The sequence below is a fragment of the Microbulbifer mixtoriginis (SeqCode) genome (assembly GCF_052466695.1).
Map to the genome: position 1 here is coordinate 3338762 of NZ_CP174285.1, position 14214 is coordinate 3352975.

14 protein-coding genes and 1 tRNA gene are annotated in these 14214 nt (G+C 52.1%); 12 read left to right on the plus strand and 3 right to left on the minus strand.

Annotated features, from left to right (window positions below; all coding sequences use genetic code 11):
- Positions 1-33: 33 nt before the first annotated feature.
- Complete coding sequence (gene hisH / locus ACJJI0_RS14445; protein ID WP_444883131.1) at positions 34-684, minus strand: imidazole glycerol phosphate synthase subunit HisH; 651 nt, start codon at positions 682-684, stop codon at positions 34-36.
- Positions 684-1271, minus strand: a complete 588-nt coding sequence (gene hisB / locus ACJJI0_RS14450; RefSeq protein WP_444883132.1) for an imidazoleglycerol-phosphate dehydratase HisB — start codon at positions 1269-1271, stop codon at positions 684-686. The genes hisH and hisB overlap by 1 nt, the downstream gene beginning before the upstream one ends.
- A 116-nt stretch (positions 1272-1387) precedes the next feature.
- Between hisB and ACJJI0_RS14455 the strand changes: the two genes are divergently transcribed.
- From ACJJI0_RS14455 to ACJJI0_RS14495, 9 genes are all read left to right on the plus strand, one after another.
- On the plus strand, positions 1388-1687 hold the full coding sequence (locus ACJJI0_RS14455; RefSeq protein WP_444883133.1) for a hypothetical protein: 300 nt from the start codon (positions 1388-1390) through the stop codon (positions 1685-1687).
- 88 nt (positions 1688-1775) lie between these two features.
- Complete coding sequence (locus ACJJI0_RS14460; protein WP_444883134.1) at positions 1776-3911, plus strand: TonB-dependent receptor; 2136 nt, start codon at positions 1776-1778, stop codon at positions 3909-3911.
- A gap of 176 nt (positions 3912-4087) precedes the next feature.
- Positions 4088-6256, plus strand: a complete 2169-nt coding sequence (locus ACJJI0_RS14465; RefSeq protein WP_444883135.1) for an AsmA family protein — start codon at positions 4088-4090, stop codon at positions 6254-6256.
- 369 nt (positions 6257-6625) lie between these two features.
- Complete coding sequence (locus ACJJI0_RS14470; protein WP_252083777.1) at positions 6626-7153, plus strand: hypothetical protein; 528 nt, start codon at positions 6626-6628, stop codon at positions 7151-7153.
- A gap of 561 nt (positions 7154-7714) precedes the next feature.
- A complete protein-coding gene (mutY, locus tag ACJJI0_RS14475; protein WP_444883136.1) occupies positions 7715-8800 on the plus strand; it encodes an A/G-specific adenine glycosylase in 1086 nt (361 codons plus the stop codon).
- Between the two features lie 15 nt (positions 8801-8815).
- Positions 8816-9091, plus strand: coding sequence for an oxidative damage protection protein (locus tag ACJJI0_RS14480; protein ID WP_444883137.1), 276 nt, complete (start codon positions 8816-8818; stop codon positions 9089-9091).
- A 125-nt stretch (positions 9092-9216) separates the two neighbouring features.
- Positions 9217-9292 (plus strand) — tRNA-Phe (locus ACJJI0_RS14485).
- Between the two features lie 792 nt (positions 9293-10084).
- On the plus strand, positions 10085-10675 hold the full coding sequence (locus tag ACJJI0_RS14490) for a hypothetical protein (RefSeq protein WP_444883138.1): 591 nt from the start codon (positions 10085-10087) through the stop codon (positions 10673-10675).
- 157 nt (positions 10676-10832) lie between these two features.
- Positions 10833-10967 carry a curlin repeat-containing protein gene (locus ACJJI0_RS14495; RefSeq protein WP_444883139.1) on the plus strand — a complete coding sequence of 45 codons (135 nt, stop codon included), beginning with the start codon at positions 10833-10835 and terminating at the stop codon, positions 10965-10967.
- Positions 10968-11045: 78 nt separating this feature from the next.
- Here the strand turns inward: ACJJI0_RS14495 and ACJJI0_RS14500 are convergent, their stop codons facing one another.
- Positions 11046-11288, minus strand: a complete 243-nt coding sequence (locus ACJJI0_RS14500) for a hypothetical protein (RefSeq protein WP_444883140.1) — start codon at positions 11286-11288, stop codon at positions 11046-11048.
- Positions 11289-11911: 623 nt separating this feature from the next.
- Between ACJJI0_RS14500 and ACJJI0_RS14505 the strand changes: the two genes are divergently transcribed.
- The 3 genes from ACJJI0_RS14505 to ACJJI0_RS14515 all read left to right on the plus strand — a co-directional run bounded on the left by ACJJI0_RS14505 (position 11912) and on the right by ACJJI0_RS14515 (position 14203).
- Positions 11912-12427, plus strand: coding sequence for a hypothetical protein (locus ACJJI0_RS14505; protein WP_444883141.1), 516 nt, complete (start codon positions 11912-11914; stop codon positions 12425-12427).
- Between the two features lie 655 nt (positions 12428-13082).
- Positions 13083-13508, plus strand: coding sequence for an acyl-CoA thioesterase (locus ACJJI0_RS14510; protein ID WP_444883142.1), 426 nt, complete (start codon positions 13083-13085; stop codon positions 13506-13508).
- A 260-nt stretch (positions 13509-13768) separates the two neighbouring features.
- Positions 13769-14203, plus strand: coding sequence for a DUF1810 domain-containing protein (locus tag ACJJI0_RS14515; protein WP_444883143.1), 435 nt, complete (start codon positions 13769-13771; stop codon positions 14201-14203).
- The last annotated feature ends 11 nt before the right edge of the window (positions 14204-14214 follow it).

The following is a 14214-nucleotide window of genomic DNA, read 5'->3' on the forward strand; positions in this document are numbered from 1 at the left end:
GTAGTTATTGATGTCAGGAAAGGTCTGCTGGGCTTAGGCCCGGCCATTCCAGCTGACAAAGTTCTTTAGTAATTGCAGGCCAGTTTCGGCGCTCTTTTCCGGGTGGAACTGGGTGGCGAAGATATTCTCACGCGCCACCGCAGCCGCCAGGGGGACACCATAATCGGTGCGCCCAGTCAGATCCCGATTATCATCAGCCGGCACATAGTAACTGTGCACAAAGTAGAAACGGCTGCCGTCGGCGATACCGGCCCACAGTGGATGCTCGCGGGTTTGTTGCACCCGGTTCCACCCCATATGTGGAACCTTTAAACGTTCACCCGCGGCAACTCGCGGCAGATCCTTGCCAAAAAACTTCACCGGTTGCGGGAAGATATCCAGGCAATCGATACCGTTATTCTCCTCGCTGTGGCGCATCATGATTTGCATACCCACGCAGATACCCAATACCGGTGTACCCGCGGCGATAGCGTCTTTGAGCAACGGCGCAAAGCCCGCGTCAACAAATCCCGCCATACAGTCGCGAATGGCGCCCACACCCGGCACTAATAAGCGCTCTGCCCCCTGGGCCTGCTGCGGGGTTTGCGCCAGTACCACTTCGGCTTCCGGCGCCACCTTATCCAGAGCACTGGCAACCGAGTGCAGGTTGCCCATGCCGTAATCGAGGACCGCGATTTTGCCCATCACAACACCCCCTTGGTAGAGGGCATGGTGCCAGCCATGCGCGGGTCCAGGGTGAGCGCCATGCGCAGGGCGCGGCCGAAGGCCTTGAATACCGTCTCTACCTGATGGTGGGCGTTGTGGCCGCGCAGGCAATCGATATGTACTGTTACCAATGCGTGGTTGACGAAGCCCTGGAAGAATTCATAGAACAACTCGGTATCAAAATTACCGATGCGTTTCTGGGTAAAAGGCACATCCATCACCAGACCGGGGCGGCCGGAAAAATCGATCACCACGCGGGAGAGAGCTTCATCCAGGGGGACATAACTGTGGCCGTAACGGGTCATCCCCTTCTTGTCCCCCAGAGCCTGAGTAATGGCCTTGCCGAGGGTAATGCCGATATCTTCCACCGTATGGTGGTCGTCGATATGGATATCCCCATCACAATGAATATCCATGTCGATCATGCCATGACGGGCAATTTGATCGAGCATATGCTCGAGAAAAGGAACGCCGGTAGCAAACTGGCCGTGCCCCTGGCCGTCCAGATTGACGCTGACTTGAATCTTGGTTTCCAGTGTGTCGCGGGTGACGCTAGCCTTGCGCATCGAAAGCGTTCCTTTTATGAGCAATAAGACAGAGGGCGCAGATTATAAGATGAATGATGCCCTCTGTGGTTCGCTAGTGTCAGATGAAACTTGATTCGTAACCGTAAGTACCTATCATGCGCGGTATGGTTACCTTAAAGCGCCGAAAATCCCATTACTGGGCCAGCCTGTTCCTGCTACTTGCATTAGTAGCAGCTCAGCCGCTGTGGGCGGAGCACTTCCATCTTGGTAACAGCCAGGTGGAACTGTGTGACCTGTGCTGCATGCATTCACCCGCAGCACTCGGCAGCGAGCCACTGCTCGTTCAGGCTGAGCCCCAAAGTCACTACAACTGGCCCTCTGCGCTAGCAGCGCGCGATCGCCAACCGGAACGCCAGAGCGCGCGCGCCCCTCCCCTGTCCCTGTCTCTCAGCTAACCCTAAAAAAACCAACAATTTATTTTGTGGATGCCCGCGCCTGTGCGCGTACGGCAGCATCCGCCTGTGACAGGACATAAAAAAACAAATGATCAAGTTCAATACTCTGGCCCTGGCCATTGCCAGCCTGGCTGCGCCCACTATTTACGCCGCTGAATACAACTCGCCCTTGGAAGAGGTCAACGTTACCGTATCGCCGCTGGATAAACCCGCCGATGCTGTGGCGGCACCAGTTTCTATTCTCTCCGGCGACGCACTGCGCAAATCAGCAGCCGCAACCCTGGGCCAGACTTTGCAAGACCAGCCCGGCGTCGCCAATGCCTCCTTCGGCAGCGGCGTGGGCCTGCCGGTTATCCGCGGCCAAAGCGCCAACCGGGTAAAAATACTCAGTGACAACCTGGATGTGTCCGACGCCTCCAATACCAGCGCCGATCATGCCGCCAGCATCGAACCCCTACTGGCCGAGCGCATTGAGATACTGCGCGGCCCCGCCGCCCTGCGTTACGGCAGCGGCGCCGTGGGCGGTGTGGTGAATATTACCGACGGACGCATCCCCACCGCCGTGCCCGAGAAAGTGGAAGGCGCGGTAGAGCTGCGCCACAATAGCGCCGACAATCAGGATGCCTCGGTATTTCGCTTCACCGGTGGCGCCGGGCAGCTGGCCTGGTATGTGGACGGTGTCTACCGGGAAAATGACAATACCGAAATCCCGGGTCTCGCTATCGTTGAGCACGGTGAACATGAAGAACACCATGATCATGAAGAGCACGCCGGCGAAGAAGGCGAACACGAAGAGGCGTTCAACACCGATGGCTTCGTGGGCAACACCAATGCCCGCGCCCACAGCTATAGCGGTGGCGTTTCCTGGATCACCGACAGCGGCTTTATCGGTTTCTCCGTAAACCGACTGGAAAACAATTACGGCATCCCCCTGGGCACCCATGAGCATCACCATGACGATGAGGATCATGCGGGTGAAGACCACGATGATCACGACCATGATGAACACGAGGAGCACGCCGAGGCCGGTGAGATCGATGCGGTACGTATCGACCTGGTGCAAACCCGCTATGACCTGAAAGGTGAGCACCGCTTCGACGGCGATTACTGGGACAAACTGAGCCTGCGCATCGGCTACAACGATTATGAGCATGTGGAGCTGGATGCCGGTAATCCGGGCACCCGCTTCACCAACGAAGCCTGGGAGAGCCGGGTTGAAATAACCCACGATGCCGGCAACGGCTGGCGCGGTGCCTACGGCCTGCAATTGACCGACAAAGACTTTGCCGCAGTGGGTGACGAAGCCTTTATCCAGCCCTCACGCACCCGCAGCGCTGGCTTTTTCACCATGAAAGAGCGCGAGTGGGGTAACTGGCACCTAGATCTGGGCGCCCGCCTGGAGCGAGTGGATATAGATCCGGAAACCGCCAGCGACCGCGATTACAACCTGATCGGCGCCAGCGCGACGCTGCAGTACTTCCTCGCCGAGCACCAGCATATCAGTTTCGGCGCTACCCACTCCGAGCGCGCGCCCGTGGCCGAGGAGCTGTTTGCCGACGGAGCGCACCTGGCAGAATCCCGCTACCTCTTGGGCAACAACCAGCTGGATAAAGAGAACGGCGTTAACCTGGAACTGGGTTATCACCACCACAACGAAGCCGCCAACGGCTGGCACGCTACGCGTATTGAGGCCAGTGTGTTCTACAACCAGATCGGTGACTATATCTACGCGCAAAACACCGGCGGTGAGGAAGAGGAATTACCGGTCTATGCCTATGCCAACCGCGATGCAACTTTCTACGGTGCCGAGGCCTCGGTGACCTTCCCCTTACAGGGAGGCCACTATGTCACCTTGTTTGGCGATATGGTGCGTGCCAGCTTCGATGATGCCATCGCCGGCGAAAGCTCCGATGTACCACGTATGCCGCCGCTGCGTATGGGCCTGGCCCTGGGGGCCGAGTACGATCAGTGGGGCTGGGAGTGGCGCACCGTACAGGCGGCGGACCAGGACCGCGCCGGTGCCTATGAGGAGCCCACCGATGGCTACACTCGTATGGATCTGAGCGCCGAGTACAACCTCAATATCGGCGGCAGCGACGCGGTGCTCTTCGCCAGCGCCCGCAACCTACTCGACGAAGAAATCCGCAATTCCACCTCTCTGCTGCGCGACTATGCCCCGGCACCAGGCCGCAGTATCGAAGCCGGCGTGCGGTTTATTTTCTAAGCCACAACTGCTTCAATGGCCCCGCGGCGCACCCAGCTCCGCGGGGCTGCATCTCCTACACTTCCCGGATAGGCTCTCGGTGAACACCTGTGGGAACATCAACCCCCACCGCGGCGTCTGAAGTATTACTACACGCTCGACGTACCTTCTAAAAAAACACAGGGACAATCCACTCCATGGCCTGGATCAAGCGCACATTTATCGCTCTATTGGTCGTTTTCCTGCTACTCGCCGGCGCTGTCGCCTGGCTGTTGGCCGGCCTCGACATCAATCAATACAAGCCGCAACTGGAAAAACTCGCCGCCAAACAGGGCATTTCCCTGCAACTCCAGGGCGATATCGGTTGGCAGCTGTGGCCCAAATTGGGGCTGCAATTAGATGATGTCACCATGGCGCCATTGCAGCTGCCGAAAGAGACCCTGGTGCGCGCCGACAAAATCGCCGTGGGTGTGGCCCTCAAGCCACTGCTGCAGCGCCGCGTGGAAGCCGAGGAAATCGTGCTAGTGGCACCGCAGATCGAACTCTCCGTGGACAAAGAGGGGCGCGGTAATTGGGAGCTGATCAGTGAGGCTCTGGAGGCAAAGAAAAAACAGCCACCCAAGCTGGAGATTCCCAAGGAAACGCAAGAGCCTGCCGCGCAACAGGTTGAGCTCAGCCTGGATAAACTGCGTATTGAAAAAGGCCTGCTCTCTTACAGTGACGCCCGCAGCGGCAAGGCCTACAAGGTTGAAAACTTGAGCATAACCGCCGACAACTTGGTGCCCGGCGGCGAGCCTGGGCGACTCAACGCCGATGCCAGCGTGACAGGCAGCGACTTACGTTACCCGCTCAAACTCAAAATGGATAGCACCCTGGCCCTGGATGAAGGCCTCAACGGCCTGCGCCTGCAACCTCTGCAGCTGGTGCTCACCTCCGACAACAACGCCAAAGCCACGATGCACCTGCGCGGCTATGTCCGCCGCGACAACGGCAACCAGCCCTGGCGCGTGCAGATGAATCTAAACGCCAGCGCCGATCCCCTGCGCCCCTGGCTGGAGCTGACCGGCAGTGAAGTAGTGACCCGCGATAGCGCCGCACTGCAAAAGCTGAGTATCGAAGCCAGCATCGAAGGCACCGAACAAAAGATCAACCTGACCCCTCTGCAACTGCAGCTCGACGGCACCACCTTTAACGGCAACGCCCAGCTGCGCAATGCGGAGATGCCGGGGTTAGATCTGAGTCTGCGCGGTGGCGCTTTCAATCTGGACAACTACTTGCCACCCGCCAATGAAAAAGGTGGTAAGCAGGACGAAAAAACCAGTGGAGAGTCAACTACCAAGGCGCCCTCTACTGAAGCCACCGCACAGAGTGTAGAGTCTACCCAGACCCCAACTTCCGCGGAGACCCTGAGTGCCCAACAGACAGAAAAGAAAGCCACCACCAAAGCCGGTGCCCAACAGGTATCCGCCGAGCCCCTACCTCTGAGCGATCTGCGTGGCTTTAACGCCAATATCAACCTGGCCCTGGACCAGTTACAGGCCGCCGGCCTACAGCTGGACAGCCCCGAAATTCTACTCACCGTGGATAACGGTCTCTACCAGCTGCAAAAACTCAGCGCCGACCTCTACGGCGGCCAGCTCAATAGCAACGGCCAGTTCAATGCTCGCGCCCAGACCGCAGAGGGACAGGTGCGCGGCGGCCTTGTCGGTGTAGATATCGGCAAGGTCCAGAAGGCACTGTTCCCCAATGAAAAAGTGCAGGTGGCCGGCGAAGCCAGTGTCAACTGGGACGGGCAGACCAAGGGCAAGACCTCCACAGATCTGCAGCAGAACCTGCGCGCCGCCGTCAATGTGTCCAGTAAAGAGCTGTCCATAGCGCCCTTCAACCTGGAGAAGAGCATGTGCCAGCTGTTCAGCTACGCCGAGAATACTCCACTGCCGGAGAGAAACTGGCCCGCCCAGACCGATCTGCAAGATGTGCGTGCCACAATCGCGGTGAAAGGGGACGAAGTAAAAGTGACCGAGATTCTCGCCGGCATCGAGAATATCGCCATGACCGGCGATGGCGAGGTGGACCTGAAGAAACAGGATTTCGACTTCGCCCTCGGCCTCGCTCTAGTGGGTGAGAGCACCTCCGCGGATGGCTGCACCGTAAAAAACAAACGCTGGCGCAACCGCCCGCTGCCACTGCGCTGCAAAGGCGACTTCGACGATGTGGGTCCAACAACCTGTAAACCCGACAGCCGCCGCCTCGACGACTTGGTGCGCGAAGAGCTGAAATACAAAGCCAAGAAAAAATATGGCGATAAGGTGGAAGAAAAAGTCGACGAACTAAAAGAAAAACTAAAAAATCTTTTCGGCCGTTAATGTAAGCCGCACCGGGTTTCGCCCGGTGCGTAACCCCGCCCCCAATATTGCACGCTATTCCATCTCCGAATCCTCTCCAAAGCGCCAAAGCGCCAAAGCCACGACAAAAATACCGCGCTAAATTGCAGCAACCAATGACCGCGAAGCGCATAGAGTGCGAATAAACCGTTAAAGAACGGGGTTAGTGCGATTTACTTAACGCGGCCCCTAGCCGGTGCCGGGAGCTGTCATCAGGTGCTTCTACATCACCCCGGCCATCTTTTACCTTTATTTATATTTTTTCCCATTGCGCGACAATTTCCTTATTACTTGCACTTTCTTTTCCCAAGATCAGTACAAGCTTGATCGGCCATATAAAGGGAATAACAAATGCCATTAATGCAACGAGCGCAAGACAATAAATCCAAACAGGTGATCACCAAGCTGGTGACTAGCGCTGCGAAAAACACACCTGCAGAGGAGGCCTGGGGTAACCACCACGTGAACTGCTATGCCTGGGCCGCAAACTGCGAGAAGCCCCACAAGGGCAAGCCAGACCCTGGCTCCAACTCCGGCTATGTCGCGGGCTTGGATAATGACCGCCTGATTGAGGGCGCCAAACGCGATGGGATGGCCTATGTAGCCAACGCCCCAGCAAACAATCCCCCGCCTTTCACCAAGGGTTATTACTGTGTTGCCCTGTATAAGTCCACAACCGATCACCACTGGTACCGACGGGACCCGGAAACCGGCTACTGGACGCACAAACCAGGCGCTCACGGAGTGAAAAACTACGGGCCCGGTTTTGTGATTCTGCCCAAGCAGCTGGAGACGGCAAACCATAACTATGGTATGGCTGCCACAAATTATCACTTTGTCGGCTATTTCTATGTGCCGGAAGAGGGTATTCAGGTCTGAGGGCTAAGCCCAGGTCTTCACAGTGTTACTCAGCCTGAGCTAGATAAGATGGGCAGCAAAGCCTGCCCTCACCGAATTTTCACCAGAGCGGTCCACCCAGTGTCCGCAACGCTAGTGGAAGCTCCCCCAGGCTATTCGCAGCCGGCGGGGGGTCTAGCAGAGACAATTTCTGCTTCGGGCAGATAGTAATCTCCTCCGCTCAAATTCCAACTGATCAATGCTGATCTGATAGCGCGTTTACCCCTCCATTGGCCGCACAGGCGGTATCCCTCTCGTTATAACCCGCTAGCGCATCGACCCGCTGCCACAGCGCCGCAAGGCTGACTTTGAAGATATAGATACGGCAACACCCGACATAAGTCGCCTTGAAGACCCAGTGCAAAAAAGAGCTTCAATACAACACCAAGAAAAAATATGGCGATTGGGTAGAAGAAAAGGTCGACGAATTGAGAGAAACCATGAAAAATCTCTTCAGCCGCTAAGGCTCAAAGCAAAGTGCACCAAGGTTACCCCGCGCACAGCCCAAGGTTTCCATCACAAACATCAGCCCGCAGTATCTCCATGACCCCAAAGCAGTTCCAAAACGCCGTTCTCAAATGGTTCGACAAACACGGGCGCAAGGACCTGCCCTGGCAGCAGAGTATCAATCCCTATCGCGTGTGGGTTTCCGAGATCATGCTGCAGCAGACCCAGGTCAGCGCGGTGATCCCCTACTTCGAGCGCTTTATGCAGAGCTTTCCCACCCTGGAGAGCCTCGCCACCGCGCCGCTGGATAAGGTACTGGCCCACTGGAGCGGCCTCGGTTATTACGCCCGCGCGCGCAATTTACATAAATGTGCACAGACGGTGTTGCAGGAACACGGTGGGGAATTTCCACAGGATGTAGAAGCGCTCGTCGAACTGAGCGGCATTGGCCGCTCCACCGCAGGCGCTATCGCCAGTATCAGCATGGGACTCAGAGCGCCGATTCTGGATGGCAATGTAAAACGGGTACTGGCGCGCTTCCACGCCGTGGAAGGCTGGCCGGGACAGAGTGCCGTGGCCAATCAATTGTGGGAGCTGGCCGAGACCTACACCCCGGACAAACGCGTTAACGATTACACCCAGGTGATGATGGATCTGGGTGCCACCCTGTGCACCCGCAGCAAACCCCGCTGTGAAGAGTGCCCGTTAAAGAAATCCTGTGTGGCCCACGCCCAAGGCAATCCGCAGGATTACCCCGGCAAAAAACCGCGCAAGGAAAAACCGGTGCGCAGCGCCACCCTGTTACTGCTGGAATACCAGGGCGAAATTTATCTAGAGCAGCGCCCCGCCAGCGGCATCTGGGGCGGCCTCTGGTGCCCTCCCCAAGCAGAAGATGCCAAGGCTTGGCTCAAACAACAGCGTTGGCGCGCCAGTGAAATACAAACGCTGCCGCTGCTGCGCCACACCTTTACTCACTTCCACCTGGATATTACCCCGCTGTGGGTACAGCTCGACAAAGTCTCCACCCAGGTGGCGGAGAGCGGCGCCGGCTGGTATAAACTGCGGCAACTAAACCGCGCCCGCGCGGCCCAGGAACTGGGGCTACCCGCCCCGATCGTAAAGCTGGCAAAACAACTATTGGCGCTGCAGGCACCCCTGCTCGCCCCAACTACGGCCGACTAGAACCAGGAGGAGTCCATGTCCAGAACCGTATTCTGCCGCAAGTACCAAGAGGAATTGGAAGGCCTGGACGCACCGCCCTTCCCCGGCCCCAAAGGCGTCGATATCTTCGAGCATGTTTCCAAAAAAGCCTGGCAGGAGTGGATGTCGCACCAGACTATGCTGATCAATGAAAAGCACCTCAACATGATGGAACCCTCCAGCCGCGCCTACCTGAGCGAGCAGATGATGAAGTTCCTGAGCGGTGGAGAGTACGACGCAGCCGACGGCTACGTGCCCCCAGAACAGCAGTAAACAGGCTCCGCAAAGCCTCCCCGTAAAAGAAAAAAAACTTTTTACAATCAAGGGGTTGACTCAGCCCCGCGATAAAGCTTTAATACGCGCCTCGCGACGCAGGGGAAGCCCAGCAAGATCGCAAAGCCCGGATAGCTCAGTCGGTAGAGCAGGGGATTGAAAATCCCCGTGTCGGTGGTTCGATTCCGCCTCCGGGCACCATATTAAAACCCGCGCAAGCACTCGCTTTCGCGGGTTTTTTAATTCTCCCCCTCTCTAAAAAATTGGCGCCATATTTCCCCAAAGTGTCAACATGGTGTCACCGCAAAATCACGCTGACACTTTGCCGCCGCTCAAGCCTTTTGGTCGTGCAATCTTTCTTCACCTTTCTTCCCAACTCTTCAAAGTGTGAAATCCAACTCTTAACCAAACCCCGCACCAGCTCAGGCCCTCACCGCCAATCTCATTTCATCAACTAAAAGAGCACCTAAAATCGGCAGGCGTGGGGAGGAGTGACCGGCGACCATTTTTACTGCACGATTATTGATCACAAAAAATCAGAGGGAGCTGGTTATGCGAATTTTTAAGGGCTTTTTGAAAGTTTGAGTCTACTTGGCAGCTTCATATGGCTGCCAGGAGACAATGAAAGGAAGTGAAATCTACGCAAGAACGCGGTGAATTTAACCAGTAGATTAACGCTAACCACTAGCTTTTCAATTTTATAAGCCAAGATCAACTGAAGAATTAAAGTTACTGCCTTTCTGGCACATGAAGTGCCAGAATAAAAAATAGAGTCAAAAACTTATTTCCTAATAAATTAGTGCTTAATTCTTAGTGAAAAATGCAAGAAACCAGCCAACACTTGTAACCATTCAGCACCTTCACACAAAGATGTTAGCCATATTGTCGACCAGTATTTAACAATAAAGCTAGTGAAGCTCACTGTCATTCAAGAAATTCTATTGAGGCAAAAAATCTACATTAATCACCAGTAGATTCATAAGGAAACTAATGATGAAAAAAATAGGCTACATCACTACTTGTATTATTTTAGCGATTTCCAATAATGATGTTACCGCCAGCAACAATACCTTAACAGTTATTCAGGCAGGGGCTAATAACTCAGCAACTGCCGATCAAAATAATCCAACAGCCACAAATAATACCATTGAGATATTTCAGCTTGGTAACAACAACTCTAGCCACACCAAACAATCAACAAAGAGCGAGTCAGGAACCATTATTCATAGCCAGAGCGGCGAGATGAATACCGCAGTATCGCATCAGGACAACTCAATAAACTCCTCTGTCACGATTCAACAAGTCTTGAATAAGCAAAACATAGAAACAAAACAATCATTCACGAACAATAGTAGTGCATTAGTCCTTCAAACCGGAGTAAGCCATAGTGGAATGTTGGATCAATTTATTAGCGTCAACGACATAATTGTTGTCAGTCAATTCGGCCAAAATCATTCTTTAAATGCAGCCCAACATCTAACAGAAAATAGTGTAGTTGAAATACATCAACTCGGTGATTCCAACGACGCCATGCACACAACTGAATGGCGACTCAAACAGATCTTATTCACATCAGAGTGGTAGCGGTAATACTTTTAATGTTTTTCAAACCACTGATCATAATGAAAGCAGCCTCTGGCAGGACGGAGATGGGAATATAGCAATTCACAATCAAACCGGCTCTAACCACAAAGCCTTCACTGTACAGCTGGGTACTTCTAACATTGCAAATATATCCGCAATGGGTATCGGTAGTTCATTTCAAGCTTTTCAAAGTGGCGATGCTAATGCACTACTAGCCACCCAAAATGGTAACAGTCAATCAGTACTTGTATCTCAAATTGGCAACAACAATATGGTCGATATAGCACAGTAACCAATGTGCCCCTAACTAACAGTAGGGGGCACAAAAATAACTATAGCTTATGACTGACTATACCTATTCTCATTTCATCTAACTGCCGGCCCTTTTTACTAAAAATTCATTGTAAGCCCCGACCACAAAATCAAGCATTTGTGGGCAGAAATAAAACTCGGCTCTTTTAAATTTCACAAGCTCTTCCGCCAGCTCCATTGCCGTTTCTTCTGTAGGTGCTGAACCTCTGAAACTCTTTGCTCTATCATTTATAAGGTGGACTTTCTCAGAAAAAAGGCGTATCTGCTTATATTCTTTTCCATAAACAACATCCTTTAACACAATAAAAAACTTAGGCCATTATTGGCCTAAGTTGAGACTCCAAACTATCCGCACTGCTTTTGTTGCCGTTGATTTCCGCATCCTGGTCAGTTTTTTTCCATTGCGAAGTGCGTGTGTAGTGAGTGTGCCGGCCAAGGCCGACACTACGCCGATTAAATCTTCTAATACCTTCAAGATTCACTGCCTAACCAGACCTTGCCGCCGTCTTTTACTTTGATAGCTTGGCGGACCTTGGCCAATGATTCGTGAATATTCCCTATTTGCCCTTTTAGGTAACGGTCTACTTAGTGATTGGGGACACTTGAGCCTATCAGATTTAAATTTTCCGGCACCGAAAAATTGAAACCGCCGCCTAACAACAGGCCTAAAGACCCATAAACCTCAAAAAAAGCTTCACTAGAATATTTACAAAGGCAACTTAACCGCCAAAGCCCCAACCTAAAAATAAGAAAACTCTCTCTAAAACTAGTAGTTATCTCTCTAAAATAATTAGATAACCGCCCAGCAAGATTCCACAGAAAATTCACGACTAATATTTCAATACAGAAACCACTCATTCTCATTTGGTTTTGTCGTTATTGATTTACAGATATTGTGTGATCTAATGTGAAAGGGAGTTCACAATGAGAATTGTTACAGCAAATTTTCTGGCACCCATAGTAGTTACCGGATTAGCCATTGGCTTTACTCCATCCGCGCTATCCCAAGCCACAGATAGTGCAACCAGTTTGATAACCCTCCAATTTGATACAACTATCACAATAGATAATGTTGATCCAATTACTATTTCAAACCCCACACCGGGAAATGACGCAATAGCCGAAGACAGGTTTTGTGTTGCCGGAAATGGTTTTTCACTTTATGGCATAACCTTTGAAAATGATGGTGCTGACCCTACATATAGCTTAATTGGATCTGACGGGACTTCAATTAGTTACGGTGTGGTCTACCAGAATGATGGTGCACTTCCTGAATCGGCCCCAGCTGGACAAGCCATCACCAACAATGTCCTTCAAGCGTCCAACTGCGCGGATGATAACGCCACTTTTGTTATTATTATCCCCGAAAATCAGTGGGAGCCCAATCAGGCATCGGCCCCCTTTTCTGGAACACTACGAATTACCGTTGAAGCCGAATAAAGCAGCAAAAATAATTTAGAAAATCAATCATGATGCACCGGATATTAACTCCTGTGCATCATGTAAGTGAGACCTCCCACTAAAATAATATTTAAAAACTCTCACCTGCCTAAAAGGCTACTACTTTCAAAGCAGCCATAAATTGTAAATCTGAAATTAAAAAACCATTCAGCCCTATAACAAAGATACAAAACTATAAAAATTACATGTCCACTACATACAAGAGCCATTTATAATTTACCACACGACCATTAAACGCCTGCGAAAAAGAAGTCACTTTCTTTGACTTCACATTCTCTCCTGGATATTCCATGGAATACTAACGCGCTTGGCGGTGTTCGTTGTCACAGGGAGACTGTATTTCGGCGGCCTCAATAATACGGCGTAGTGATTTCTTGCGAACATTCCCATGGGTTTCCCGGCTCCAGTTTGCGGAAGCGGCTCAGCAAGTAACTATTTGATGCCAACTATTTTTTGCTGGCACTTACTACTAATCAACCGCCGCAACGTAGGAGTAAGCAGAAAAGACAAAAGTAATATTGATGTTTTCTTGCAGTCTTGCATTAACTTAAGAATATAAAATATAACCCTACTCACAGCCTCGACGGCCCATTACAATTAACCGCTTTACTGTTTTGATTTAAGTGTAATGACAATGAGTGAAGCCCCCCGTAACCTTCTACATCAGGAAACCTTAGCTGTACGCTGGGGTGATATGGACGCCTTAGGGCATATCAACAACGCTACCTACTTCACCTACTTTGAGCAGTGCCGCTGCAGCTGGTTAGCGGCTATTAAACGCTCCGGCGCGGTAAGCAGTAATCAAGGAGATGGCCCAGTACTACTCAATGCTTCGGCCAATTTTCATTTACCTTTGGTATTTCCAGCCAACATTACTGTTAGTATGTATGGCGGCACTCCTGGGCGTAGTAGCTTTAATAGCTATTACGAGATCAGAGATGCGGATAACACCGATAAACTCTACACCACCGGTGAAGCTAAGATTGTTTGGGTAGACCAACAGGCTGGGAAATCCATGCCGGTACCTGATGATATACGGGCTTTATTGCCCACCGCTTAAATTGGATTTCTTCATTCAAAAAGACGGTTAACCCCGTCTTTCAAATAACTGACCCTGAAAAATTTTACCGTTAAACAGGGCGTAATAGACAAGGGTTTGATCACCACGAGTACACATGTCAAAAAAGCAACTGCTTAGAGGGTAAGTACTACCACTTTACTACTCCTGCCAGAACATGGCCGCTATAACCTCGCGCATGAATATTCATGCTACGCTTTTCTTTCTGTAAAACATCAATGACCTTTTACGGGAAAATGTTTATGAGTGATTATTTTGACCTGGAGCGGTTCTGCCAGGCACAAAACGACTCTTATGCACAGGCCTTGCAGGAGTTGCGGCAGGGGCACAAACGCAGCCATTGGATTTGGTATATTTTTCCGCAGCTCAAGGGACTGGGACACAGTGCTACTTCACAACGATATGGAGTGACAGGTCTAGAGGAGGCGCATGCTTACCTGAAACATCCACAGCTTGGGCCACGATTGCGGGAGTGTTGTCAGAAGTTATTACACCTGCAAGATCTCAGCGCCCTGGAAATATTCGGTAGCCTTGATGCAATCAAGGTCAGATCCTGTATGACCCTGTTCGCCCTTGCTGCGGGTGGCACAGATAATCTATTTATGCAGGTTTTAGCGAAATATTATGAGGGCAAACAGGACCCCCGCACCCTGGAGATACTGCAAAGCTCCCATTAACCTCTAGCCCC

What these genes read in the sequence shown, in the direction of transcription:
- hisH (WP_444883131.1), bottom strand. Translation starts at nt 684, where the DNA reads ATGGGCAAAATCGCGGTCCTCGATTACGGCATGGGCAACCTGCACTCG.
- hisB (WP_444883132.1), bottom strand. Translation starts at nt 1,271, where the DNA reads ATGCGCAAGGCTAGCGTCACCCGCGACACACTGGAAACCAAGATTCAA.
- ACJJI0_RS14455 (WP_444883133.1), top strand. Translation starts at nt 1,388, where the DNA reads ATGCGCGGTATGGTTACCTTAAAGCGCCGAAAATCCCATTACTGGGCC.
- ACJJI0_RS14460 (WP_444883134.1), top strand. Translation starts at nt 1,776, where the DNA reads ATGATCAAGTTCAATACTCTGGCCCTGGCCATTGCCAGCCTGGCTGCG.
- ACJJI0_RS14465 (WP_444883135.1), top strand. Translation starts at nt 4,088, where the DNA reads ATGGCCTGGATCAAGCGCACATTTATCGCTCTATTGGTCGTTTTCCTG.
- ACJJI0_RS14470 (WP_252083777.1), top strand. Translation starts at nt 6,626, where the DNA reads ATGCCATTAATGCAACGAGCGCAAGACAATAAATCCAAACAGGTGATC.
- mutY (WP_444883136.1), top strand. Translation starts at nt 7,715, where the DNA reads ATGACCCCAAAGCAGTTCCAAAACGCCGTTCTCAAATGGTTCGACAAA.
- ACJJI0_RS14480 (WP_444883137.1), top strand. Translation starts at nt 8,816, where the DNA reads ATGTCCAGAACCGTATTCTGCCGCAAGTACCAAGAGGAATTGGAAGGC.
- ACJJI0_RS14490 (WP_444883138.1), top strand. Translation starts at nt 10,085, where the DNA reads ATGAAAAAAATAGGCTACATCACTACTTGTATTATTTTAGCGATTTCC.
- ACJJI0_RS14495 (WP_444883139.1), top strand. Translation starts at nt 10,833, where the DNA reads ATGGGTATCGGTAGTTCATTTCAAGCTTTTCAAAGTGGCGATGCTAAT.
- ACJJI0_RS14505 (WP_444883141.1), top strand. Translation starts at nt 11,912, where the DNA reads ATGAGAATTGTTACAGCAAATTTTCTGGCACCCATAGTAGTTACCGGA.
- ACJJI0_RS14510 (WP_444883142.1), top strand. Translation starts at nt 13,083, where the DNA reads ATGAGTGAAGCCCCCCGTAACCTTCTACATCAGGAAACCTTAGCTGTA.
- ACJJI0_RS14515 (WP_444883143.1), top strand. Translation starts at nt 13,769, where the DNA reads ATGAGTGATTATTTTGACCTGGAGCGGTTCTGCCAGGCACAAAACGAC.